The organism is Macrococcus brunensis (assembly GCF_022343725.1).
In the GTDB taxonomy this organism is placed as follows: domain Bacteria; phylum Bacillota; class Bacilli; order Staphylococcales; family Staphylococcaceae; genus Macrococcus; species Macrococcus brunensis.
On sequence record NZ_CP092179.1, the window covers coordinates 166,153 to 188,469 of the forward strand.

General features: G+C 43.6%; 24 protein-coding genes. 17 read left to right on the forward strand and 7 right to left on the reverse strand.

Annotation, left to right across the window (positions count from 1 at the left end; genetic code table 11):
• Positions 1–2 precede the first annotated feature (2 nt).
• Both MGG13_RS00835 and MGG13_RS00840 read left to right on the forward strand, forming a co-directional pair.
• The gene (locus tag MGG13_RS00835; RefSeq protein ID WP_239035036.1) at positions 3–998 is read left to right on the forward strand and encodes a ThiF family adenylyltransferase; all 996 of its coding nucleotides are present in this window, start codon (positions 3–5) and stop codon (positions 996–998) included.
• A gap of 10 nt (positions 999–1,008) precedes the next feature.
• Positions 1,009–1,494 carry a MogA/MoaB family molybdenum cofactor biosynthesis protein gene (locus MGG13_RS00840; RefSeq protein ID WP_239035037.1) on the forward strand — a complete coding sequence of 162 codons (486 nt, stop codon included), beginning with the start codon at positions 1,009–1,011 and terminating at the stop codon, positions 1,492–1,494.
• Here the strand turns inward: MGG13_RS00840 and moaC are convergent, their stop codons facing one another.
• Entirely contained in the window at positions 1,495–1,974 is a 480-nt protein-coding gene (moaC, locus tag MGG13_RS00845) for a cyclic pyranopterin monophosphate synthase MoaC (protein WP_239035038.1), read from the reverse strand.
• A gap of 59 nt (positions 1,975–2,033) precedes the next feature.
• Here moaC and MGG13_RS00850 point away from each other — a divergent pair, with 59 nt between their 5' ends.
• From MGG13_RS00850 to desA, 7 genes are all read left to right on the forward strand, one after another.
• Positions 2,034–3,278, forward strand: coding sequence for a molybdopterin molybdotransferase MoeA (locus MGG13_RS00850; protein ID WP_133431376.1), 1,245 nt, complete (start codon positions 2,034–2,036; stop codon positions 3,276–3,278).
• On the forward strand, positions 3,272–3,712 hold the full coding sequence (gene mobB / locus MGG13_RS00855) for a molybdopterin-guanine dinucleotide biosynthesis protein B (RefSeq protein WP_133431377.1): 441 nt from the start codon (positions 3,272–3,274) through the stop codon (positions 3,710–3,712). The genes MGG13_RS00850 and mobB overlap by 7 nt, the downstream gene beginning before the upstream one ends.
• Before the next feature lie 12 nt (positions 3,713–3,724).
• Positions 3,725–4,171 (forward strand): molybdenum cofactor biosynthesis protein MoaE, encoded by a 447-nt coding sequence (locus MGG13_RS00860; RefSeq protein WP_239035039.1) that lies wholly within the window; start codon positions 3,725–3,727, stop codon positions 4,169–4,171.
• Positions 4,171–4,404, forward strand: coding sequence for a MoaD/ThiS family protein (locus MGG13_RS00865; RefSeq protein WP_133431467.1), 234 nt, complete (start codon positions 4,171–4,173; stop codon positions 4,402–4,404). Before MGG13_RS00860 ends, MGG13_RS00865 begins: the two co-directional genes overlap by 1 nt.
• On the forward strand, positions 4,401–4,952 hold the full coding sequence (gene mobA, locus MGG13_RS00870; protein ID WP_133431379.1) for a molybdenum cofactor guanylyltransferase MobA: 552 nt from the start codon (positions 4,401–4,403) through the stop codon (positions 4,950–4,952). Before MGG13_RS00865 ends, mobA begins: the two co-directional genes overlap by 4 nt.
• Before the next feature lie 4 nt (positions 4,953–4,956).
• Complete coding sequence (gene moaA, locus MGG13_RS00875) at positions 4,957–5,970, forward strand: GTP 3',8-cyclase MoaA (protein WP_239035040.1); 1,014 nt, start codon at positions 4,957–4,959, stop codon at positions 5,968–5,970.
• 239 nt (positions 5,971–6,209) lie between these two features.
• Complete coding sequence (desA, locus tag MGG13_RS00880; RefSeq protein WP_133431381.1) at positions 6,210–7,208, forward strand: Delta(5) desaturase DesA; 999 nt, start codon at positions 6,210–6,212, stop codon at positions 7,206–7,208.
• A gap of 34 nt (positions 7,209–7,242) precedes the next feature.
• On the opposite strand, the gene MGG13_RS00885 is transcribed toward desA, so the two are convergent.
• From MGG13_RS00885 to MGG13_RS00895, 3 genes are all read right to left on the reverse strand, one after another.
• Positions 7,243–8,439 carry an MFS transporter gene (locus tag MGG13_RS00885; protein ID WP_239035041.1) on the reverse strand — a complete coding sequence of 399 codons (1,197 nt, stop codon included), beginning with the start codon at positions 8,437–8,439 and terminating at the stop codon, positions 7,243–7,245.
• A complete protein-coding gene (locus tag MGG13_RS00890; protein WP_239035042.1) occupies positions 8,432–8,857 on the reverse strand; it encodes a MarR family winged helix-turn-helix transcriptional regulator in 426 nt (141 codons plus the stop codon). The genes MGG13_RS00885 and MGG13_RS00890 overlap by 8 nt, the downstream gene beginning before the upstream one ends.
• Before the next feature lie 103 nt (positions 8,858–8,960).
• The gene (locus MGG13_RS00895; protein WP_239035043.1) at positions 8,961–10,418 is read right to left on the reverse strand and encodes an NAD-dependent succinate-semialdehyde dehydrogenase; all 1,458 of its coding nucleotides are present in this window, start codon (positions 10,416–10,418) and stop codon (positions 8,961–8,963) included.
• A gap of 103 nt (positions 10,419–10,521) precedes the next feature.
• Between MGG13_RS00895 and MGG13_RS00900 the strand changes: the two genes are divergently transcribed.
• On the forward strand, positions 10,522–11,721 hold the full coding sequence (locus MGG13_RS00900) for a putative multidrug effflux MFS transporter TcaB (RefSeq protein WP_133431384.1): 1,200 nt from the start codon (positions 10,522–10,524) through the stop codon (positions 11,719–11,721).
• Positions 11,722–11,913: 192 nt separating this feature from the next.
• Here the strand turns inward: MGG13_RS00900 and MGG13_RS00905 are convergent, their stop codons facing one another.
• Both MGG13_RS00905 and MGG13_RS00910 read right to left on the reverse strand, forming a co-directional pair.
• Complete coding sequence (locus tag MGG13_RS00905) at positions 11,914–12,636, reverse strand: M50 family metallopeptidase (protein ID WP_239035044.1); 723 nt, start codon at positions 12,634–12,636, stop codon at positions 11,914–11,916.
• A gap of 76 nt (positions 12,637–12,712) precedes the next feature.
• Positions 12,713–13,990: a DUF1958 domain-containing protein gene (locus MGG13_RS00910; RefSeq protein WP_239035045.1), complete on the reverse strand. Its 1,278-nt coding sequence runs from the start codon at positions 13,988–13,990 to the stop codon at positions 12,713–12,715.
• Between the two features lie 240 nt (positions 13,991–14,230).
• Here MGG13_RS00910 and MGG13_RS00915 point away from each other — a divergent pair, with 240 nt between their 5' ends.
• From MGG13_RS00915 to MGG13_RS00930, 4 genes are all read left to right on the forward strand, one after another.
• Entirely contained in the window at positions 14,231–15,448 is a 1,218-nt protein-coding gene (locus tag MGG13_RS00915) for a NupC/NupG family nucleoside CNT transporter (RefSeq protein ID WP_239035046.1), read from the forward strand.
• A gap of 248 nt (positions 15,449–15,696) precedes the next feature.
• Positions 15,697–16,632 carry an L-lactate dehydrogenase gene (locus MGG13_RS00920; RefSeq protein ID WP_239035047.1) on the forward strand — a complete coding sequence of 312 codons (936 nt, stop codon included), beginning with the start codon at positions 15,697–15,699 and terminating at the stop codon, positions 16,630–16,632.
• A gap of 83 nt (positions 16,633–16,715) precedes the next feature.
• On the forward strand, positions 16,716–17,549 hold the full coding sequence (locus tag MGG13_RS00925; RefSeq protein WP_133431389.1) for a YitT family protein: 834 nt from the start codon (positions 16,716–16,718) through the stop codon (positions 17,547–17,549).
• Positions 17,550–17,559: 10 nt separating this feature from the next.
• Positions 17,560–18,297, forward strand: a complete 738-nt coding sequence (locus MGG13_RS00930; protein WP_239035048.1) for a glucosamine-6-phosphate deaminase — start codon at positions 17,560–17,562, stop codon at positions 18,295–18,297.
• Between the two features lie 40 nt (positions 18,298–18,337).
• On the opposite strand, the gene MGG13_RS00935 is transcribed toward MGG13_RS00930, so the two are convergent.
• Positions 18,338–19,369, reverse strand: a complete 1,032-nt coding sequence (locus MGG13_RS00935; protein ID WP_239035049.1) for an NAD(P)/FAD-dependent oxidoreductase — start codon at positions 19,367–19,369, stop codon at positions 18,338–18,340.
• Positions 19,370–19,470: 101 nt separating this feature from the next.
• Here MGG13_RS00935 and MGG13_RS00940 point away from each other — a divergent pair, with 101 nt between their 5' ends.
• The 3 genes from MGG13_RS00940 to MGG13_RS00950 are packed head-to-tail and all read left to right on the forward strand — an operon-like array spanning position 19,471 to position 22,282.
• On the forward strand, positions 19,471–20,274 hold the full coding sequence (locus MGG13_RS00940; protein ID WP_239035050.1) for an ABC transporter ATP-binding protein: 804 nt from the start codon (positions 19,471–19,473) through the stop codon (positions 20,272–20,274).
• Between the two features lie 2 nt (positions 20,275–20,276).
• The gene (locus MGG13_RS00945) at positions 20,277–21,263 is read left to right on the forward strand and encodes a FecCD family ABC transporter permease (protein WP_239035051.1); all 987 of its coding nucleotides are present in this window, start codon (positions 20,277–20,279) and stop codon (positions 21,261–21,263) included.
• Entirely contained in the window at positions 21,260–22,282 is a 1,023-nt protein-coding gene (locus MGG13_RS00950; RefSeq protein ID WP_239035052.1) for a FecCD family ABC transporter permease, read from the forward strand. The genes MGG13_RS00945 and MGG13_RS00950 overlap by 4 nt, the downstream gene beginning before the upstream one ends.
• Positions 22,283–22,317: the final 35 nt, after the last annotated feature.

Sequence of the window (22,317 nt, forward strand, 5' to 3'; positions counted from 1 at the left end):
CTATGAATCGCTATGACAGACAGGAAAAATTTAAAGGCATCGGCCAGCAAGGGCAGGCATTGATCAAGGAAAAGACGGTCGGTATTATCGGCATTGGGGCGCTCGGCACGCACACTGCGAACACACTGGCCCGAGCCGGTGTCAAGAAACTGATTCTCGTCGACCGGGATTATGTAGAAGCATCGAATCTGCAGCGCCAGACACTTTTCAATGAACAGCATGCGGTGGATATGACGCCGAAAGTCATAGCGGCACGAGACGAGCTGCTGAAGATCAGATCAGACCTTCAAATAGAGACTTATATTGAACATTGCGATGCGCCGCTTTTAGAAGCGGCGTTTTCAGCATGTGATCTATTAATTGATGGCAGTGATAACTTCGATGTCCGTCAAATAATGAATGATTTCAGTTACCGCTATCAGATTCCGTGGATATACGGGGCTTGTGTGGAATCTACTTATGCGGCATGCCCATTTATCCCAGGACTGACGCCATGCTTTAACTGTGTCATGGGCATATTGCCGGTGATGAACCGGACATGTGATACTGTCGGAGTCATCGAACCTGCTGTAGGTCTGGCTACAAGCTATCAGGCGATGTATGCGCTGAAGATTCTGGCAGAAGAACCCATCGACCCGCGACTGATATTCGGTGATGTCTGGACGCTTGAACATAGCGCCATGAAGTACAGCAGGATGGGCGAGGCGAAGTGTCCGACATGCGGCGAGCGACCGACGTATCCACATCTGCAGAGTAGAACGATTCAGACGATGCTCTGTGGTCGTGACACTGTACAGTTTGCTTCACCTGTCACCGACATTACTCAATTGACTGAATTTCTATCAAAACTGAACATCCCATTTCAGGAGACACCTTACTTTGTGCGCTTCTTTGTCAATGATAAGCCGGTGATTTGGTTTAAAGGTGGACGACTACTCGTTCATGAAGTGAAAACAGTCGCTGAAGGACAGAAGATCTATTATCAATTATTCGGATAGGGGGATTATGATGCATACCAATGATTATAGAGAGATAACAGCAGCCGTCATTACGGTCAGTGACACCCGTACAGAAGAGACGGATAAAGGAGGACAGGCTGTCATGGATCACCTGAAGGATAGCAAAATAGAAACAGCGGTCTATCAGATAGTGAAGGATGACTTTGAAGAGATTCAGTTCGCTGTCACCGCTGCACTTAAACAAGTGGACGTCGTCATCACAACGGGCGGTACAGGCGTCGCTAAGCGTGATGTGACGATAGAAGCGGTACGACCGCTGATGGACAAAGAAATGGAAGGGTTCGGAGAGATTTTTCGTTACTTAAGCTACACGGAAGACGTAGGGACGAGAGCGATACTGTCTCGTGCATTCTGTGGTACAAAAGACCAGACAGTCGTCTTTTCGATACCAGGCTCTGTCGGTGCCGTGAATCTGGCAATGAAAAAGCTCATTACACAAGAAGTCTTTCACATTGTGCATGAGCTGAATAAATAATTAGCGGCTGAAGTCACCGTTTTTACCGCCGGACTTGGACTGAAGGTGAGTCGGGCCGATGATCATGCCTTTATCGACTGCTTTTGTCATATCGTAGACTGTCAGTGCAGTAACAGAAGCACCGGTTAAGGCTTCCATCTCAACGCCTGTCAGTCCTTTTGTTTTGACGGTACAGGCAATCTGCAGAATGTAGCGGTCATCTGAGTTCTGCCAACTGAAGGAAATATCGATGCCGCTTAAGTTTAACGGATGACACATCGGTATAATGCGGGACGTGTCTTTCGCAGCCATAATACCGGCTACTTGCGCCACAGCGAGAACGTCACCTTTCTTAGCGGTATGATTCGTAATCTGCTGGTAGATAACTTCATTTACTTCAATTGAGCTGATGGCAGTTGCCGTTCTGGATGTCACTTCTTTATCAGAGACATCAACCATACGGGCACGTCCTTCGTCATTGAAATGTGTTAATTGATTCATTCGCTTCACCCTTTCGTTTATAATTATTATAGCTTATCAGTAAAGAAAGTGGGATGACTATGCTGGAAAAAAGAACGCCGCTCAATGTGCAGGAAGCCATTGAACGCTGTATAAATAAAAGTCAGAAAATGCTGATAGTAGATATTTCGATTGACGACAGTCTCGGCTATTATCTTGCGGAAGATATCATCGCGACATATGATATTCCGATGTTTGATAAGTCGCCGTATGATGGCTATGCCATCAGAAGTGCAGCTTCCAAAGGCGCAAGCGGAGATAACCGGCTGTCATTTAAAAAAATCGATCATATAGGTGCTGGAGCAGTCAGTGAATCTGTACTGTCAGACAATGAAGCAGTGCGCATTATGACAGGTGCACAGATTCCTGAGGGCGCAGATGCAGTCGTCATGCTTGAGCAGACAGTTGAGACAGACGATGGCTTCACGCTGCGTAAATCTTTTGAATCGGGCGAAAATATCTCAAAACAGGGCGAGGAATGTACAAAAGGTGAAGTTGTTCTGACAGCAGGCACAAAAATCACGCCAGGTGTTATTGCCGTCCTTGCTACTTTTTCCTATCAGTCGGTTAAAGTCAGACGAAAACCGACTGTTGCTTTAATCGCGACAGGGAGTGAACTGGCCGCACCGGATGAAGAACTGGCTCCCGGGAAAATACGCAATTCAAATGGACCGATGATAGCGGGTCTTCTGCATGATATGGCAATTGAAACGGAAAGTTACCGCGTAACAGAAGACCATTATGAGCATCTTCTGGCAATCGTTGAAGAAGCGCTCAGTCAGCATGATATTGTCATCACAACGGGCGGGGTTTCTGTCGGTGACTTCGACTTTATGCCAGCTATTTACAAGGCATTGTCAGCAGAAGTCCTGTTCAATAAAGTGGCCATGCGTCCGGGCAGTGTCACAACAGTTGCTGCGAAAGGCAGTCAGCTGCTGTTCGGCCTCTCTGGTAATCCGAGTGCCTGCTACTCCGGTTTTGAACTGTTTGCGAAGCCTGCGCTTAAAGAAATGATGGGCGCAGCAGACGTTCACGCTCCCGTCATCAAAGCACGACTTTCGTCTGACTTTACGAAAGCTAATCCTTTCACACGTTTTATCCGTGCAGAGCTGGATATCGTGAGCGGCACTGTGCGTCCTGCCGGCTTCAATAAAAGTAATGCAGTGATTGCGATTGCTCGAAGTAACAGTATGATTATTCTGCCGGGCGGAACAAGAGGATTTAAAGAAGGCGACTTAGTGGACGTCATGGTGACACGTCTGTCTGATGTGGGGTACACATGGTAAAAATACTGCAAGTCGTCGGCTATAAGAAAAGTGGTAAGACGACAGTGGTCAATCAGCTTATCTTAGCTGCCAAAGCACAAGGCATGACGGTCAGTGTCATTAAGCATCATGGTGATAAGTCCGGACAGGAAATCGATATTCCGCTGAAAAGAGATCATATTACCTTTATGACAAGCGGTGCGGATGAAAGTATTGTTGAAGGCTATGACTATGTTCATAAACTGTCGAAACCCAAGTCACTTGAACGTATCATTGCAGAAGATGTTACATCATCACCTGATCTGATTTTAATCGAAGGATACAAAGAGGCTGACTATGATAAACTAGTATTACTCAGAGATTCAGCAGATTATGAATTGCTGGAACTTAAGAATATCATATGCACCATTAAGACAGAGGACATTTCATTGACTGATTTCAGTCAATTTTTATAAAGGATGAAGCACATGAAGCAGTTTGAAGTAGTAGAACATGAATTGATTCCGGATGACTACCGGCTTTTTACAGTGAATCCTAAACAGGGTGCTGTCTGTTTATTTGTCGGTATCGTCCGCGAGTGGACAAAAGGTATCCGTACAGAATATCTGCACTACGAAGCATACGTGCCTATGGCGGAGAAGAAACTCGCTGAAATCGGAGACGAGATCAACGACAGATGGCCGGGCACAGTTGTCAGTATCGGACACCGCATCGGTGCGCTGGATATCTCTGATATTGCTGTCGTCATCGCTGTGTCGTCACCGCACAGAAAAGACAGCTATGCCGCAAATGAATATGCGATAGAACGTATTAAAGAGGTCGTGCCTATCTGGAAGAAAGAAATCTGGGAAGACGGCGAGGAATGGATAGGCGGCCAGCGGGGCTATCATTCTTCTTATAAGGAGGAACAATGATGAAAGTCTTATACTTTGCCCATACGAAAGAAATCGTTGACCGGAGAGAAGACCAGTTCACGTTTTCTGAACCGATCAGCGTCAAAGCATTTCGTGAACACCTGTACATGACGTACCCGAAACTGCAGAGTGAGAAGTTTCAGGTGGCTGTCAATGAGGAGTTCGTGAAAGAAACAGACCTTATTATGCCGTATGACACAGTAGCTCTCATTCCACCTGTGAGTGGTGGATGATTGGGGTCATACTCGCTGGCGGTGAATCGCGCAGATTCGGCAGCCAGAAGGCCTTGTACGAGCTGGAAGGCAAGCCGTTCTATCAGCATGTTTATGACACGCTTGTGGCCAGCAGTCAGTTCGAGCAGGTCGTCATCAATACAAATGCGCAGCTGAAAGATGCCTTCAAACAGGAGGTCATAGTGGATGACAGCCGCTATCAGGGTCTCGGCCCTATGGCAGGTATTTATACAGTGATGGCTGCAGTGCCGGATGACGCTTATTTTGTCGTTTCTGTTGATACGCCTTTTCTGACGACGGAAGCTGTGAATTATCTGATTGAACATTTCCAGGGGAATACGACTGTCTACCGGGATTATGAGCAGATTCACGCGACAATTGGTATTTATCCGCACAAATTAAAAAAGACGATTAAACAATATTTAGATCATAGAGACCTTAGACTGAGAGCATTGTTTGACGAAGAAACAACTTATATAGATGTAAGTGCGGTACCGGGTCATTGGTACCAAAACATCAACAGACCGGAGGATTTGAAAGGAGTGTGAAGGCATGACAGAACAAATAACAGATAAGCTGGGGCGGCCAATCAGAGACTTAAGAATCTCAGTAACAGACCGCTGTAACTTCCGCTGTACTTACTGTATGCCAAAAGAAATATTTGGTGATGATTATGTCTTTATGCCAAAAGATGAATTACTCTCCTTTGAAGAACTCATCAGAATTGCACGTCAGTATGCGGCTCTCGGCGTTAAGAAAATCAGACTGACTGGCGGTGAACCGCTGTTACGACGTGATTTACCACTGTTAATCCGGGAACTGAACGAGATTCCAGGTATTGAAGATATCGGACTGACAACGAATGGTCTTCTTCTGAAAAAACATGGACAGGCACTGTATGATGCAGGCCTCAGAAGGTTGAACGTCAGCCTGGATGCCCTTGATGAAACATTTGAAGCGGTGAACGGCCGGGGCATTAAAGCAGATACTATACTCGAACAGATTGATTACGCGAAAAGTCTCGGCTTTGATATTAAAGTCAACATGGTGATTCAAAAAGGAATGAATGAGCATCAGATGGCGCCGATGGTCGAGTATTTCAGAGACAAAGAAATTACACTGAGATTTATCGAGTTCATGGATGTCGGCAACGATAATGGCTGGAACTTCGATAAAGTCATTACGAAAGAGGAAATGATTGACCAGCTGACAGAAACATTTGATATACAACCTGTGCCGCCTAAATATTTCGGGGAAGTCGCAAAATATTATCAGCATGTTAATGGCGCAAAACTTGGGTTCATCACCAGTGTCTCGGAATCATTCTGTTCCAGCTGTACACGGGTCAGACTCAGTTCAGACGGCAAGATTTTCGGCTGTCTGTTTGCGACAGGTGGCTTTGATCTGAAACAGTTTATCAGACAAGGTGTCACAGACGAAGCATTGCGCGAGCAACTGATTCAGTTGTGGTCAAAACGCAGTGACCGTTATTCAGATGAACGGACAGAAGAAACCGTTAAAAATAGACAGAAAAAGAAAATAAATATGAATTATATTGGAGGCTAAGGCCTCTTTTTTTATTATATTCATATAGTGACACCGAGTTTTAGAAGTTTAATTTATCTTAATTAAATATTTAATCTATATAATAATATAGTAAATAGTAGCTGTTATTAGTATCAGGTATAAATTACCTGTGCTATTCATGTCAAATGAGTGTATAATAGAGAAGTAATCTAGCTGATTTTATTTCTGTTATTTCCATCACAGTATCACGGTTTCATATTATTTTTTTGAGGTGAATTATGGAAAGAGAAAAAAAGTTACAGCTTAGAAAGTCAGTTAAGCCTTACGAACAGACCAGCCTTCAGATCAGTACGATTCAGATTCTGAATACATTGGTACCTTATATTCTACTGATTGTAATCGGATTCCTACTATATAATGTCCATCCTATTCTGTCAGTTCTGTGTGGTACGATCGGCGCTTTCTTTCTGGTCCGCAGTTTCATTATTTTTCACGACTGTACACATGGCTCGTTCTTCAAGAACAAGCAAGCCAACAAGATTCTTGGCAATATTACAGGTTTTCTGACGTTATTTCCATATGAGAAGTGGCGCAGGGAACATATCACGCATCACGCGACAAGCGGTAACCTTGATAAAAAAGGTACCGGCGACATCTGGATGATGACCATTGAAGAGTATAAGGAGGCAACGCCTGCTAAACGTCTGGCATACCGCCTTTATCGCCATCCATTTGTGATGTTTGTACTTGGGCCTATCTATCTGCTCTTCATCACTAATCGTGTCAATGTGAAAGATGCGAAGTCAGCAGAAAGACGGAATACACATCTTCATAATTTAGCGGTTATCGTTATCTATGGTCTGCTGATCTATTTACTCGGACCAGCGCGATTCTTCAGTGTGATGGGGCCTGTCCTGTTTATTGGAGGGATGCTCGGTATCTGGATGTTCTATATCCAGCATACATTTGAGGATTCATATTTTGAAGATGAAAGCCAGTGGGATTACGTTAAAGCAGCAGTAGAAGGCAGCTCATACTACCGACTCCCTAAACTGTTTCAATGGCTGACAGGGAATATCGGCTATCATCACGTACATCACTTAAGTCCGAGAATACCGAATTATATGCTTGAGAAAGCACATAATGAAGTGACACCTCTGCAGCATGCGACGACGATCGGTATCCGTAAAAGTTTCGAGTCTCTAAAATACAAACTGTATGATCCGGAACAGAAGCGTTTCATCACATTCAGTGAATATAAAAGATTCGCTAAATAACAAGAACCCTTACCAGCTGGTAAGGGTTCTTCGTTTATTGACGTTCAAATAATCTGGCATTACGTCCGTGCAGTAAGTAGTAGAGGATAAGACCGACAACAGCGAGAATAGCCATCAGCTGGTATAAACCATGCATACCGACTGAAGGAATCAGATAACCGAGTCCATAAGGGCCAAATCCAAGTGCGAAATCCAGAAAGATGAAATAAGTTGATGTAGCGAGCCCGATTTTATGCGCATCAGTCACTTTAATCGCAACAGCCTGTGCAATGGACTGAATATTACCGTAGCCGAGACCGATGAAGATAGCACTGAGGAGGAGCAGTAGGGCGCTATGGGTCACACTGAGAAGCAGCAGGCCAATAGCGAAACTGATAAATGCCGGAATCATGACAACATTAGTTCCTTTAGTATCCATCAGTCGTCCTGTAATCGGACGTGAAATCAGTACAGCGATAGCATAGATCAGAAAAAAGAAGCTGCCGGCTGCGACTAAATGATTTTCTTTAGTGAAAAACGAAATAAAACTTAAAATACTGGAGTAGGCAGTTGCTGCTACGAGTACAACCACCGCAATCGGTAATGCATTCTTATCGATGAAGTCGCCGAGACGGAACCCTTTATCCGCTGAAGTCTGTGGCGTCAGGTTCTCATTTACTTTGACGAATGAGAGCATGAGTAATGCTGCTACTGCCAGCACGAAGCAGACGATAAAAAGCTGCGGGAACGAGATAAAACGTAGTAAAGTTAAGCCGAGAAACGGGCCGACAGCTGTAGATAACACTGTACTCATACTGAAATAACTGATGCCTTCACCACGACGGGTAACAGGTGTAATGGAAGCAGCGATAGTACCTGTTGCGGTAGATGCGACGCCACTACCGATTCCATTGACGAGTCGCATGACAAGCATCAATGTTAAGTTGCCGGAAAATAAGTATAGTCCTGTTGTAATCGTAAAGATAATCGTACCGATGACCAGAATTTTCTTCTGACCGAGGATATCGATATATTTACCCGCCCAGAAACGGCCGATCAAACTGCCGACGATAAATATCCCTGAGACGAGACCTGCAATGCTTTGGTTGACATGATATTCGTCGACCGCATAACCGCCGATGGTCACTAATAATAAATACATGGATAACATAATAATGAAATTGATAAGAGAAACTAAAATGAAGTTCTTTGTCCATAAGGGTTCTTTAATAGGGGTATGCAATTTATTCATCCTTTCCTTTTTGCAGGTGCTGATAGATAGTGGAGAGTTCATTTGTCACTAAATCAAGCTGTTCGACATCTGCCAATATTTCTGTCTGTTTTTGAATCACTTCATGCAGCATAGTGGCATAGTGTTCGCTGCCTGCTGTGGTCAGCGTCAATATTTTTTCGCGCTTATCTTTTCCTTCAGAAGTTTCAATCAGATTCAGTTCGATCAGACGATGAATGACTTTAGTAGCTGTGGGCTTTTCGATACGACGACTCCGCGCAACTTCAACAAGTGTAGTCGGTTGCTGCTTCGCGATTTCTTTAAAAACAAGCCATTGCGCTGAAGACAGCTGGTGCTTCGTCAGGACCTTATTCATGTCTTCTACATAAAGACGACGGACATCCAGTATTAAATCGAAGAATCGTTGAGATTGTTCCATAAAAATTCTCTCCTTTAATTAGTTAGCCTAACTAACTATATCAAAAAGATAAAAGATGTCAATAAAAAAAGATGGATACCGTAGTATCCATCACATCATGTTATTAGATGAAACGTGTATTGACGAATTTTTCAATGACATATTCTTTAATACCTAAGTGGCTGTTTTCACGGCCGAAACCGGAATGTTTAACGCCACCGAATGGTGTCTCTGGTTGTGAGATAGCAGTAGCATTGATACCTACCATTCCATATTCCAGGCGACGAGAAATTTCCTGAATCACTTTTGCTGAAGAAGCAAACGCATAAGAAGCGAGTCCGAACTCTGTATCGTTTGCCATTTCAATCACTTCATCAAGCTCTTTGTAGCTGATTAAAGGAACGACAGGGCCGAATGTTTCTTTATAGAAGATATCCATTGAGCGGTCGACACCGTCAAGAACAGTCGGTGCATAGAAAGTTCCCTTTGCATAGTCACCTTCAGTAAGACGTTCGCCGCCAAGAAGGATTTTAGCACCTTTAGAAGTGGCATCGTCCAGCTGTTCCTGGATTTTATCAATAGCATCTTCACGAATCAATGGTCCAATGTCGCTGGATTCGTCCATCCCATTACCGACTTTAAGTGTTTTCACTTTTTCAACTAAACGTTTTGTAAATGTATCTTTAATACTCTCGTGGACAAAGATACGGTTAGGTGAGACACAGACCTGACCATTGTTACGGAATTTTGCCGATGCCAGTCCTTCAACAGCCGCATCGATATCTGCATCGCTATGCACGATAAACGGTGCATGGCCGCCTAGTTCAAGAGAAATCTTCTTGAGCGTATCTGCAGATTGTTTATAGAGTTCTTTACCGATAGGTGTTGAACCTGTGAACGTGAGTTTACGTACTGTATCAGAATCTGTCATTGTTTTACCGATCACTTCTGAACTCCCCATCACCAGGTTAACAACACCAGCCGGTAATCCAGCTGCTTCGAACTGTTCAAAGATGGCAAGAGCCGTCAACGGTGTGTCACCAGAAGGTTTGAGAACAATCGTGTTTCCGGCAGCAAGAGCAGGCGCCAGTTTACGTGTGACCATACCAGCCGGGAAGTTCCAAGGTGTAATGGCACCCACGACACCAATTGGCTGATAAACGATTTCAAATTTATGATCGTTTGGTGCAGGAATCAGTTCACCGTATAAGCGACGGGATTCTTCAGCGTTCCATCTGAATAAGTCTGCACCGCCTACAGATTCTACTTGTGATTCTTTAAACGGTTTACCTTGCTCAATCGTCATCACTTCAGCGATATAATCTGCATTTTCTTCAAGTAAGTCTGCTACTTTATTCAGCAGTTCGACTCTATCTTTCAGCTCCATATCACGCCACGCCGGGAATGCTTTTTCAGCAGCTTCTATTGCACGCTTAGTTTCTGCTTCACCTGCTTGTGCGACTTTGGCAATGACTTCGCCTGTTGCCGGGTTGATGACTTCTTTCGTTTCTTTGCTGTCACCCTCTACCCACTGACCATCTATAAATAACTGAGTGTGTACTTGTTCAATAACGTTACTCATGTAAGAAACCCTTCTTTCATAATAGTTATATTTTAGTAATTCCCGCTTCACCTGCCATTAAACGTTAAGGTATAATGCCTGTATGAATAAGAGGAGGCTCTCGATGGAAGAAGTAAAGAAAGTAAAATGGTCTTTAGTAATTGTACTTGGTCTCCTAGCAGCGTTCGGTCCGCTGTCCTTGGATATGTATTTGCCGGCATTACCGCAAGTAGCGGATGATCTATCAACGTCTGCCTCTACAGCACAGCTCAGCTTGACCGCATGTCTGATAGGACTGGCACTCGGGCAGGTACTTGTAGGTCCATTGAGCGATGTGATTGGTCGTAAAAAACCTTTAATTACCGTTTTAATTGTTTATGCGTTCGCATCTCTGCTCTGTGCTTTTGCGGATAATATTGTCTTTTTAGTTGTTCTAAGATTTATTCAAGGTGCGAGTGGTGGTGCAGGGGCTGTCATTTCCCGGGCTATTTCCAGTGATATGTATCAAGGTAAGGCACTCACGAAATTCTTAAGTATGCTGATGCTGGTGAATGGTCTTGCACCTATCTTAGCTCCGGTTATTGGCGGACTGATTCTCAGCTTCTCGACGTGGCACATGGTGTTCTATATTCTGGCAGCTTACGGTGCACTGATGGTCATATTGAGTCTGCCACTTGATGAATCGCTCCCACCTGCTGCCAGACGGGAAGGTGCGTTTTCTGTAATATTCAGCGACTTCAAAGCGCTATTTAAAAATAAACGTTTTGTCATTATGCTGCTCCTGCAGTCACTCACTTACGGCGTGTTATTCAGTTATATTTCAGCTTCACCTTTTATCACCCAGAAGATTTTCCATCTGAGCGCTCAGCAGTTCAGCTATATGTTTGCAGCGAACGGAGTCGGTCTGATTATCGCGAGTCAGCTGACGGCGAAACTGGTCGACCGCTATGATGAGTTCACTATACTCAAGTTCGGTCAGATTGTACAGCTTACTGGCATGCTGCTCACAGCTGCCGTTCTTCTCCTGCATCTGCCGGTCATGCTGCTCTTTGTTGCTTTCTTCTTGCTGATTGCACCAGTCAGCATGATTGGTACAACAGGCTTTTCAATCGCGATGCAAGTCCAGAAGCAGGGTGCTGGCAGTGCATCTTCAATACTCGGTTTAATGCAGTTTATGATGGGTGCCTTGTTGTCGCCGCTCGTCGGTGTGATGGGCGAAACATCTGTGATTCCGTTTATCGTTATCATCTTGATTTGTACAGTAAGCGCGCAGATTGTCCGAATGATGAACCGCAAATATTTTATGGATATTATTCAGGACTAGAGAACTAGGACAGTGTTTGTAGTCTGAATTGACCTGAAGCTACGTAAAGTCCTGCAAAAGCAGTTAGCGGGACTTTACTCTTCGTAAGGCATGATTCCATGCACATATTTAGTGAAAAAAACAGCGCTCATCTCTAATAATATTCAGAGATGAGCGCTGTTTTAGTTTTCAAATAACCTGTGTCCTGAAATTTTAAATCAGGAGCTGCACCGCTGCATATAATGCAGCGAGATGAGCGCTTAGGAATAAGAGATAATAGATAAAAACAGGTAGACGGGTCATCTGACCTAATAAGGCGCCGTCCCATGTCTGATTACGGTCATGAAAATATAAAGCACTGATTGTAAATGACGTAAGGATGGTATCTGCCAGGAGCACTGCAAGGATCAGTTGATAGATGATATCGTTCAACAGCGTATACTGATACTGTGGATTAGCCATCATAAAATACATAAAGGTCCCCAATACAATTAAGACAATCAGTGGCAGCCATTTTCTCGAGGTTTTTATAAAATAGTAAGTGAATATCATGATGAGTGTCAGCCAGAAGATAACAGGTTGATGGTATTGTAAAGAGAGGATGCCTGTTAACAACATCATCGGTGGAAAAAGATAACCACCTATCATCGTCATAAATTGATTGAATGCATGTTTTGTGCGTGTGACTGCATAGCCTGCACGGCCTGTTGTTTTTCTCTCGTAGCGGCTCGTGACGATAATAATATCTTCTACTTTTCCGCCGGTCAGCTGGCAGAACAGAGCATGGCCGAATTCATGAAGTAAAGTCGGAATAATATGAATCCAGCGAAGTAAAAAATGCTGCTGAAATCTGATGTTGATCAGTGTATAGAAAATGGCGATGCCAATAATAAACCAAGGATATAAAGTAATAGGGGATAATAAGAAATCAAACATTAAATCGCTCCTTTAACAAAAATCTAACACATAAAAAGATGCATCTCATCGGTCGTGAGATGCATCTTTCAAATATTTATGATGTTTTTTTCTTCTTTGGCATGAAACTATAAATAAGTAATGCCAGACCTGAAAGAATAGAAAGAGTGGTTAAACCGATAATCCAGCCGAAATGATCTTTAAAAAACTTCTTCATGGCATAACGGTTATAATCTTCATAAGTGACTGTAGCGGGTTTATCATTACTGTCGACAAACTGCCGTTTATAATCATATTGAACGATACCATTTTCATATTTAAATGTGCCTTTTTGCTTCTTGTCTACAATATCGTAAAGGTCTTTTGCAACATAAACTTCCTGATCCCCAAACTGATGTTTACCTTTGGCCAGGACTTTCTGATAGGAATAGCGCCCGTAAATTTCATCCATGATGGCATTTGCCATAATATTGCGGTTAAATTCTGCAGGAGGATCATACCAGTCCATTACACCCATCATCGTCAGGATGATACGCATATTATTTTTATGACCCGTTATCGTAGTGTTAAATCCAGCCGTATCGCTTGATCCGGTCTTTAAGCCATCTACACCTTTATAACCGAGTTTAGCACCTTCCAGGGAATGATTGTATGTATGGAAAGTTTCTTCGTCCTGTGTGCCTTTTTTTATCGTCACTTCGACTTTTTTTGTGTATTTCAGAATATCAGGAAATTCACTGATTAGATGTTGTGTCAGAATAGCATAATCTTTCGCGCTTGAAATATTATCATCGTCTTCAGGATAACCTTTTGCTTTGTACTGCAGCAATAAGTTATTAGGCGCCCCGACAGGATTATAATAATGTGTATGTGTCATGCGCAGTGTTTTCGCCTTCTGATTCATTTTGTCGATAAATGCGGTATCATCTTTATCAACGAGTGAAGCAAGTATATAAGTCGCTACGTTTGATGAATCTGTTAAAGCGGTCTGCAGGAGTTCATCGACGGTATAAGACGCGCCAAGACGCATATGGTTGTTGCTGAGCATCGGTAATTGCGAAATCGCATAGAACTTATCATTGACTTTAACTTTAGTGTTTTTGCTGAACTTGCCTTGCTCCATTGCCTGATAGACGAGATAAATCGTCATCAGCTTAGACATTGAAGCGGGTGGCCACTTTATATTTGGCCGGTCTGCATAGAGAATCTGACCATTTCGTGCAGCGATGACCATAGTACCATGAGGTGCATACTGCTCGCCGATATAAACGCCTTGTTCGTTAGCGATTTCGACTGGGGATTTTGCGTAGGCTGAAGAACAGAATAAGGCAGTGATTATCATAAATGAAAGCAGTGTTTTGATATAGGTAGACATGATTAAACCTCGATTAGTATAGGGAATGTTTTAATCTTATCACATCTTGCAGTAAGCGTGAGCATTTATTCTCAACCCATGATATAGAGGATAGTAAGAGGAAAACCGACATTTATTATTCGATTTTCAAACGATTTCATGACATCTATAAAAAGCATCGTTCGTTTATTAATAAAAAAGATATATTCATACCCTAAAATCAATGCTATAATCTTTCTATCAAAATTAAAGGTGGAAAAAATGAATCTATACTTACTGCTTAATATTTTAGGTCTCTTTGTATTCATACTCGTTGCTTATCTTTTTTCACGCGACAGAAAAAATATCAACTGGAAAGCAGTGGCGATTATGCTTGTCGTCAACTTATTCCTGGCTTGGTTCTTCACACAGTTCCCTTGGGGACGTATTGCTGTAAAATGGGTAGCAGATGGCTTCAGCTGGATGCTGAATGCGGCTTACGTAGGTATCGGTATGCCATTTGGCAGCTGGACAGCGCCGGGTCCTGGCAAAATGGATATGGCTGTCTCTGCTTTACTGCCGATTCTCTTCATTGTGCCGCTCTTCGATATCCTCATGTATATCGGTGTTCTGCCATTTATCATTAAATGGTTCGGCTGGCTGATCTCTAAAGTGACAGGCCAACCAAAGTTCGAATCATTCTTCTCTGTAGAGATGATGGTATTAGGTAATACAGAAGCACTTGCTGTTTCTAATGCACAAGTACGTGAAATGAGTCAGGCGCGTGTACTGACTATTGCCTTAATGTCGATGAGCTGTATTTCAGGTTCTATCGTCGGTGCTTATGTGACGATGGTTCCAGGTGAACTCGTTCTGACGGCTATTCCGCTGAACATCATCAATGCGATTATTATCGCAACAATCTTAAACCCTGTTCGTCTGACGCCGGAAGAAGATTATATCGTTGAAATCAAGGAAGAAAAACGTCAGCCATTCTTCTCATTCTTAGGAGATTCTGTGCTGGGTGCTGGTAAATTGATTTTAATCATCATCGCATTCTTGATCGCATTCGTATCACTTGCTCATTTCATTGATATGTTACTGTCATTACTTGACCGCTTCACAGGTATGGAAATTCGTTTAGCGACAATCCTTGGGCTGATCATGGCACCATTTGCCATGTTACTCGGCTTACCATGGGATCAGGCCTTAACAGTAGGTGGTCATATGGCGACTAAAATCGTAACGAACGAATTCGTTGTTATGATCGGTATCCAGGATGCACTGAAAACAATGCCTGAACATATGAAAGCAGTCCTTGTTACGTTCCTGATTTCGTTCGCCAACTTCTCAACAGTCGGTATGATTATCGGAACATTGAAAGGAATTGTCGATGTGAAAACTTCTGACTTTGTCAGCAAGTATGTACCGATGATGCTTTTAGCAGGTATTCTTGTTTCATTATTATCAGCTGGCTTTGTCGGATTATTCATCTGGTAATTTTACAACAACTTCATAAAGAATCAATAAGAGGTTAATAATCGGGATGTATACTTAAGGTGCTAGAGAAAATGAAAAAGGAGGCTTTTTCATGACTAACCGAGTGCTGAGAGACTTACGTCGCAGATTAAAACAATCCCTGATTCCTAAAATGCCGACGACTGCATAAATAGACTGACCATTTGGTCAGTCTATTTTTTGTATTTGAGGGTATGGGATAGTATTGATGAAGTAAAGGAGAGGCTTAGATGAATATCAGTGGCAATAAAGTAGTGTTAGTGGGGAACGGCGCAGTGGGCTCGAGCTATGCGTTCAGCATGATGAACCAAGGTCTCTGTGATGAATTTGTGATTATTGATCTGAATAAAGACAAAGTGACAGGCGATGTCATGGACTTGAATCACGGTGTACTCTATGCACCGAGTCCGACTAAGATTAAAGCGGGTGATTACAGTGATTGTCATGACGCGGCGATTGTCGTTCTATGTGCAGGGGCGGCTCAGAAGCCGGGTGAAACAAGACTAGACCTTGTGAACAAGAATCTGGCCATTTTTAAGTCAATTGTTGATGAGATCATGGCTTCTGGTTTTGATGGCATTTTTATTGTCGCGACTAACCCAGTAGATATTCTGACATATGCAACCATGAAGTTTTCAGGGCTGCCGACTCATCAGGTAATGGGTTCAGGAACGATTCTTGATACCGCACGCTTCCGTTATTTACTGAGTGAACGGTTCAATGTAGCACCTGCCAGCATCCATGCCAATATCATCGGTGAACACGGCGATTCTGAACTTGCTGTCTGGAGTACGGCAAATATTGCCGGCATGTCTTTAAAGGATTATCTTGAAAAGCACCCGGAACATGACGGAGAATTAGAGACGATTGTGGATGATGTCAAAGAGGCAGCATATCGTATCATTAAAGCAAAAGGCGCTACTTTCTACGGGGTCGCGATGGGACTGATGCGTATTACTAAAGCGATATTGAATAATGAAGAAGCGGTACTGACCGTCTCTGCTTATTTAGACGGTGAGTATGGACATAAGGATATCTATATCGGTGTGCCTGCTATTATCAATCGTCATGGGATCAGACAAGTGATTGAATCCAGACTGAATGACGAAGAAAAAGAACAGCTTGATCAGTCTGTTGCGACTCTTGTCCAGTATATGCCTCGCTGAACAAAACCTGTCCGGGTTGTTTAACAAGCGCCTGATAAGGTAAAGTAGTCATGGACTATAGTTAAAGGAAAGCGAGGATTTATATGAAGATTTCTCTGAAGACCGTATTAGTGGTCATGTTAGGTTCATTTCTTTTTTCAGTGGCAGTGAATATGTTTATTATTCCTGCCAATTTAGGTGAAGGCGGTGTGACAGGTATGTCACTCATCTTCTTATATGCATTCGGCTGGTCGCCCGCTATTACAACATTCGTCATGAACATGTTGCTGCTGGCAGTCGGCTATAAATTTTTATCAAAACGTTCAATGGTGCTGACGATTGTCTCGATTATCTCTTTATCCGTCTTTCTGAGACTGACAGAATCTTGGCAGCTACACCTGGACGAAGTACTGGTCGCACCTATATTTGGTGGATTTATCATCGGTATTGGTATCGGTCTGATTGTTATGGTAGGCGGCACAACTGCCGGTACAACGATTTTAGCGCGTATCGCCCATAAGTATCTGGACGTCAGCACTTCATATGCGCTTTTATTCTTCGATTTAATCGTTGTTGCGATTTCACTTACAGTTATGCCGATTGAAAAAGCACTCTTAACAACGCTAAGTCTTTATATCGGTACAAAAGCGATGGACTTCATGATTGAAGGAACAAACCCGAAAAAAGCTGTCACGATTATTTCACAGAATCCGGAACCGATTGCAAAAATGCTCGATGAAGATATCGGTCGCGGTGTGACACTCTTAAGTGGTAAAGGCTATTATACGAAACGTGAGACAGACGTACTTTACTGTGTCATCAACAAATTACAGCTGACAAAGACAAAACGGATGATCAGAAAAATCGATCCAAATGCATTCGTTGTAGTCCACGATGTCAGAGATGTACTCGGTAACGGCTTTATTACAGAAGACTAAGGAGGCAGTCATGAAATTCATGAACTTAGGCAGTCGGGAAAATGCCAGTCGATATGTTGCAGTTGAAATGTTTAAGGAAATTCATTTTAATGAATGTACACTCTTAGGCTTGGCAACAGGCGGTACGATGGAAGAGATGTACCAGGAATTAGTAGAGCTCCTAAAGCGTCATCAGACGGATATCTCCTGTCTTGAGACATTTAATTTAGATGAGTACTTTAACCTTGATACCAGCCACCCGAATAGTTACATGAGTTACATGAAAAAGCACTTCTTTGATCCGATTGGGATGCAGGATTCTCAGTTCCATCTGCCGGACAATGATCTGTTTGATGTAGAAGAGGACAATCTGCGTTATGACGCAGCCATTCGTGATAAGGGACCTCTGCATATTCAGCTCCTCGGTATCGGTGTCAATGGTCATATCGGCTTTAATGAGCCGGGAACACCTTTTGATAGTAAGACAAGGGTCGTTGAACTTACGCCGGAAACGATTGAAGCAAATGCTCGTTTCTTTGATAGTCAGGACGACGTACCTGTCCAGGCGGTGTCGATGGGGATAGAGACGATTCTCTATTCTAACCGCATTCTGCTCCTTGCGTTGGGTGATAAAAAAGCAGATATCATGGCTAAACTGTATCATATGACAGAACCGGATATCGCTGTTCCGGCGAGCAGTCTCCTGACGCATCCGAATGTAGAGGTCATTATGGACGAAGCTGCTGCTCAGTATATTACGTTTAAATAAAAAGATTCCATTAAGCACATGCTTAATGGAATCTTTTTATTTAGAGTATATTTGATAGCAGTTCCTCATTCTTCTCTTTAAAGACTTCATTATGGCTGGAAACTGTGCCCGCCTCACTTGCTGTTGGATCAATATAAGTCTTTGCAAGGTTCGCAGCATTTGCCGCATCATGGAAACAGCCGGCCATCAGCTGAACTTTGCTATCGTGTGACAATATATCACCAACTGCGTAGACACCTGGAACCTGCGTCGAAGAATCTGCATGACCTTTAATATAGAAATTATCTTTACGTTCGAGCTTAATGTCACATTGATCGAGTAAATCGCTCTCCATATGGAAGCCATGGTTGATGATCACATCATCTACTGCGATTTCCCGAGGTTCACGTGTGCGGCAATGCTGGATGATAACAGATTCAATCGCATCACCTTCAGCCTGCAGAGAATGGATGGAGTGACTCATAATTTTTTCGACACCCCGGTCATCGAGCTTACGGACCATTTCTTCATGCCCCTTGAAATCATCTTTTCGGCATAGTATGGAGACGTGTGCAGCAAACGGTGCGATGGCATATGCCCAGTCGACTGCTGCATTGCCGCCGCCTGAAATAAGCACACGTCTGTCTTTAAAACGGCTGAGTGATGGTACAACATAATGGAGGTTCGCCACTTCATACCGTTCGGCACCTTCTATCGCCAGTTTCATCGGCGAGATAATACCACTGCCAATCGCGATGATAACTGATTTAGATAAGTAGGTGTTTTGATCAGTTGCTACTTCAAAGAGCTGTTCTTCTTTTTTCGTTATATTCATGACTTTCTCGCTCAGATGGACCTCTGGCTCAAAAGTCAGACCTTGTGTAATCATATCGTCTACAATCTCACCGGCTGGTTTGGGGGCAATGCCGCCGATGTCCCAGACAATTTTTTCCGGATAGAGATTGACTTTACCACCGAGTTTATCCTGGTATTCGATGATGCGGACTTTCATGCCACGTAATCCTGCATAAAAAGCAGTATACAGACCAGCCGGGCCGCCACCGATAATCGTTATATCTAATAATTGACTCAAAATAAAGTCTCCTTACTGCGTTAAGTTGCGTTGTTCACCATTATACTATAAAATGAGTGCATTGATAATGATTATCACTTAAAAAGTGAAGGCGGTTTAAAATGGAAAGATTATCCGGAGAAAAAATAACAATCAGCTACGGAGAGCGCGACATCGTCAAAGAACTGTCAGTCCATATTCCTGACGGTAAAGTTACATCCATTATCGGACCTAACGGTTGCGGTAAATCCACCCTTTTAAAAGCGATGGCCCGCATTATCCCTGTTAAGGATGGGCGAGTTGTGCTTGACGGTAAAAACATACATCAGCAATCAACGAAAGAAGTAGCGAAAAAAATAGCCATACTCCCGCAGTCACCTGAAGTAGCAGACGGACTGACAGCAGGCGAACTGGTCAGCTACGGGCGTTTTCCATATCAGAGCGGTTTCGGTCGACTGTCAAAAGAAGATAAAGAAGTCATCGACTGGGCGCTTCATGCGACAGGTACATATGAGTTCAAACATCGTGCTGTCAATGACTTAAGCGGTGGACAGCGTCAGCGTGTCTGGATTGCGATGGCACTTGCACAGAAGACAGATATCATGTTCCTCGATGAACCCACTACTTATCTGGATATCTCCCATCAACTTGAAATACTTGATCTCGTGCAGACATTGAACCGTGAACAAGGGACAACGATTATTATGGTCTTACATGATATCAATCAGGCGATTCGTTTTTCGGATCATTTAATAGCCATGAAAAAAGGTGACATTATTCAGCAAGGTTCACCGGCAGAAGTCTTAACGCATGATGTACTGGAGGAAGTCTTCAATATAGATGCAGAGCTCAGCCAGGATCCTCGTACAGGAAAGCCTCTGCTCATTACTTACGACTTATTATGTAAACACTACACGAGGATTTAGTGATGAAGTTAACACTCAAACCTATTGTTCTTAGCCTTTCTATCTTTCTGGCGATTGCTGTGATGTTGATTATTTCGTTCTGTCTAGGTACTACGAACTACTCTGTGCAGCAAGTCTTTGATGCATTTTTTTCTTATCAGAACACTGAAAGCCAGAATATCATCAGAGATATCAGAGTGCCGCGTGAGTTAGGTGCACTGCTTGTCGGTGCAGCTCTGGCCTGCAGCGGAGCCATTATGCAAGGTGTGACGAAGAATGCACTCGCTGATCCGGCGCTACTTGGACTGAACGCAGGTGCTGCCATGATGATCAGTATAGCGATGGCCGTTTTCAAAGAGACCAACTTCCTGCTGCTCATGACAGCGGGCTTCTTAGGTGCGGTCATCGGCGGTACACTTGTCATGGTGATCGGCAGCTCTAGACGAGGTGGTTTCAATACGATGCGTATTGTTCTGGCAGGTGCGGCTATCTCGGCTTTATTAACCGCACTGGCTGAAGGTATCGCGTTATTCTTCAGATTGAATCAGAGTATTACATTCTGGTCAGCAGGTGGTGTAGCGGGAACAACCTGGCAGCAGCTCAAGTTTGCGGCACCCGTTATTCTCATTATTATCGTGATTGCTTCACTGACTGGCAGACAGCTGACGGCACTCAGTCTCGGTGAAGAGATGGCACAAGGCTTAGGTGTAAATACGCATCGAATCAGGGTGATTTTCTCTGTCATGACGATGCTTCTGGCAGGGGTGGCTGTATCACTAGTCGGTTCTCTGGCTTTTGTCGGGCTGATGGTCCCTCATATCGTCAGATTGCTTGTCGGAACAGACTATCGTCTCATACTGCCGTTCTCAGCGCTGGTCGGCGGACTGTCGATTGTAGCAGCTGACACTGTTGCACGTCTTGCAGGCGAATCGCCGCTCGGGGCTATTATTTCAATCATTGGTGTGCCGTTCTTTATTTATTTAGTAAGAAAGGACGGTAAACTCTTATGATAGAAACACATAAAAAACGCAGACAGCTGATTATTTTAGTGGCTCTTTGCATAGTGGCACTGTTAACGATGGCGTTCAGCATGACGACCGGAGACTTTAAAATGACGGTCCCGCAGTTCTTCCGTACATTGTTCGGTGACGGAGATGCGACAGATACGATGGTGCTGTTTGAGTTCAGAATGCCGCGTCTTGTCGTGACTTTACTAAGCGGCATGGCACTAGCTGTCAGCGGAGCGCTGTTGCAGAGTATTACGAAGAACCCGCTGGCTGATCCGGGTATTATCGGCATCAATGCGGGCAGTGGCTTCTTTATTGTCCTTTTAATCATGTTTATGCCGGTCGACAGCAGTACATTCGTTTATATACTGCCGTTATTCAGTATGATCGGCGGTTTGCTGACCGCTTTATTCATATTTATCCTGAGTTATAAGAAGAACGAAGGCATTCAACCGGTCAGAATGATTTTAATTGGTGTAGGGATGGCGACAGCTTTGAGTGGCGCCTCCATTATGATGACGTCGACCTTTAAAAGTGACCAGATGGAGTTCATCTCTGCCTGGTATGCAGGTTCTATCTGGGGCGATACATGGCCATTTGCCATCATGCTTGCAGTCGCAGTCTGTATACTGTTGCCGATTGTCTTTATGAAGGCTAATACACTTAATATCCTCAACACTCATGAACATATCTCGACTGGTGTGGGTGTCGGTGTGAACAGACAACGGATGATTCTCGTCTCTATCGCTGTATTTTTAAGTTCCTGTGCAGTCGCAGTCAGCGGAGGTATTGGCTTTATCGGTCTGCTTGGACCCCATATCGCACGCAGTTTAGTCGGACCCAGACACCAGATGTTTATGCCGATAGCGCTGCTGATCGGTGCTATTCTTCTGGCACTGTCCGATACACTGGGGCGAATTCTTCTGCAGCCGGCGGGTATCCCGGCAGGTATTATTGTGAGCATTATGGGCGCCCCTTATTTCCTCTATCTGATGAATAGAAGTGCGCAGAATGAATATTAGTGGTTATTTATTGGTATAGTAGAATTATAACTATA

Excerpts from the sequence above, each read along its gene's own strand:
- MGG13_RS00835 (WP_239035036.1), top strand. The coding sequence starts at position 3 with ATGAATCGCTATGACAGACAGGAAAAATTTAAAGGCATCGGCCAGCAA.
- MGG13_RS00840 (WP_239035037.1), top strand. The coding sequence starts at position 1,009 with ATGCATACCAATGATTATAGAGAGATAACAGCAGCCGTCATTACGGTC.
- moaC (WP_239035038.1), bottom strand. The coding sequence starts at position 1,974 with ATGAATCAATTAACACATTTCAATGACGAAGGACGTGCCCGTATGGTT.
- MGG13_RS00850 (WP_133431376.1), top strand. The coding sequence starts at position 2,034 with ATGCTGGAAAAAAGAACGCCGCTCAATGTGCAGGAAGCCATTGAACGC.
- mobB (WP_133431377.1), top strand. The coding sequence starts at position 3,272 with ATGGTAAAAATACTGCAAGTCGTCGGCTATAAGAAAAGTGGTAAGACG.
- MGG13_RS00860 (WP_239035039.1), top strand. The coding sequence starts at position 3,725 with ATGAAGCAGTTTGAAGTAGTAGAACATGAATTGATTCCGGATGACTAC.
- MGG13_RS00865 (WP_133431467.1), top strand. The coding sequence starts at position 4,171 with ATGAAAGTCTTATACTTTGCCCATACGAAAGAAATCGTTGACCGGAGA.
- mobA (WP_133431379.1), top strand. The coding sequence starts at position 4,401 with ATGATTGGGGTCATACTCGCTGGCGGTGAATCGCGCAGATTCGGCAGC.
- moaA (WP_239035040.1), top strand. The coding sequence starts at position 4,957 with ATGACAGAACAAATAACAGATAAGCTGGGGCGGCCAATCAGAGACTTA.
- desA (WP_133431381.1), top strand. The coding sequence starts at position 6,210 with ATGGAAAGAGAAAAAAAGTTACAGCTTAGAAAGTCAGTTAAGCCTTAC.
- MGG13_RS00885 (WP_239035041.1), bottom strand. The coding sequence starts at position 8,439 with ATGAATAAATTGCATACCCCTATTAAAGAACCCTTATGGACAAAGAAC.
- MGG13_RS00890 (WP_239035042.1), bottom strand. The coding sequence starts at position 8,857 with ATGGAACAATCTCAACGATTCTTCGATTTAATACTGGATGTCCGTCGT.
- MGG13_RS00895 (WP_239035043.1), bottom strand. The coding sequence starts at position 10,418 with ATGAGTAACGTTATTGAACAAGTACACACTCAGTTATTTATAGATGGT.
- MGG13_RS00900 (WP_133431384.1), top strand. The coding sequence starts at position 10,522 with ATGGAAGAAGTAAAGAAAGTAAAATGGTCTTTAGTAATTGTACTTGGT.
- MGG13_RS00905 (WP_239035044.1), bottom strand. The coding sequence starts at position 12,636 with ATGTTTGATTTCTTATTATCCCCTATTACTTTATATCCTTGGTTTATT.
- MGG13_RS00910 (WP_239035045.1), bottom strand. The coding sequence starts at position 13,990 with ATGTCTACCTATATCAAAACACTGCTTTCATTTATGATAATCACTGCC.
- MGG13_RS00915 (WP_239035046.1), top strand. The coding sequence starts at position 14,231 with ATGAATCTATACTTACTGCTTAATATTTTAGGTCTCTTTGTATTCATA.
- MGG13_RS00920 (WP_239035047.1), top strand. The coding sequence starts at position 15,697 with ATGAATATCAGTGGCAATAAAGTAGTGTTAGTGGGGAACGGCGCAGTG.
- MGG13_RS00925 (WP_133431389.1), top strand. The coding sequence starts at position 16,716 with ATGAAGATTTCTCTGAAGACCGTATTAGTGGTCATGTTAGGTTCATTT.
- MGG13_RS00930 (WP_239035048.1), top strand. The coding sequence starts at position 17,560 with ATGAAATTCATGAACTTAGGCAGTCGGGAAAATGCCAGTCGATATGTT.
- MGG13_RS00940 (WP_239035050.1), top strand. The coding sequence starts at position 19,471 with ATGGAAAGATTATCCGGAGAAAAAATAACAATCAGCTACGGAGAGCGC.
- MGG13_RS00945 (WP_239035051.1), top strand. The coding sequence starts at position 20,277 with ATGAAGTTAACACTCAAACCTATTGTTCTTAGCCTTTCTATCTTTCTG.
- MGG13_RS00950 (WP_239035052.1), top strand. The coding sequence starts at position 21,260 with ATGATAGAAACACATAAAAAACGCAGACAGCTGATTATTTTAGTGGCT.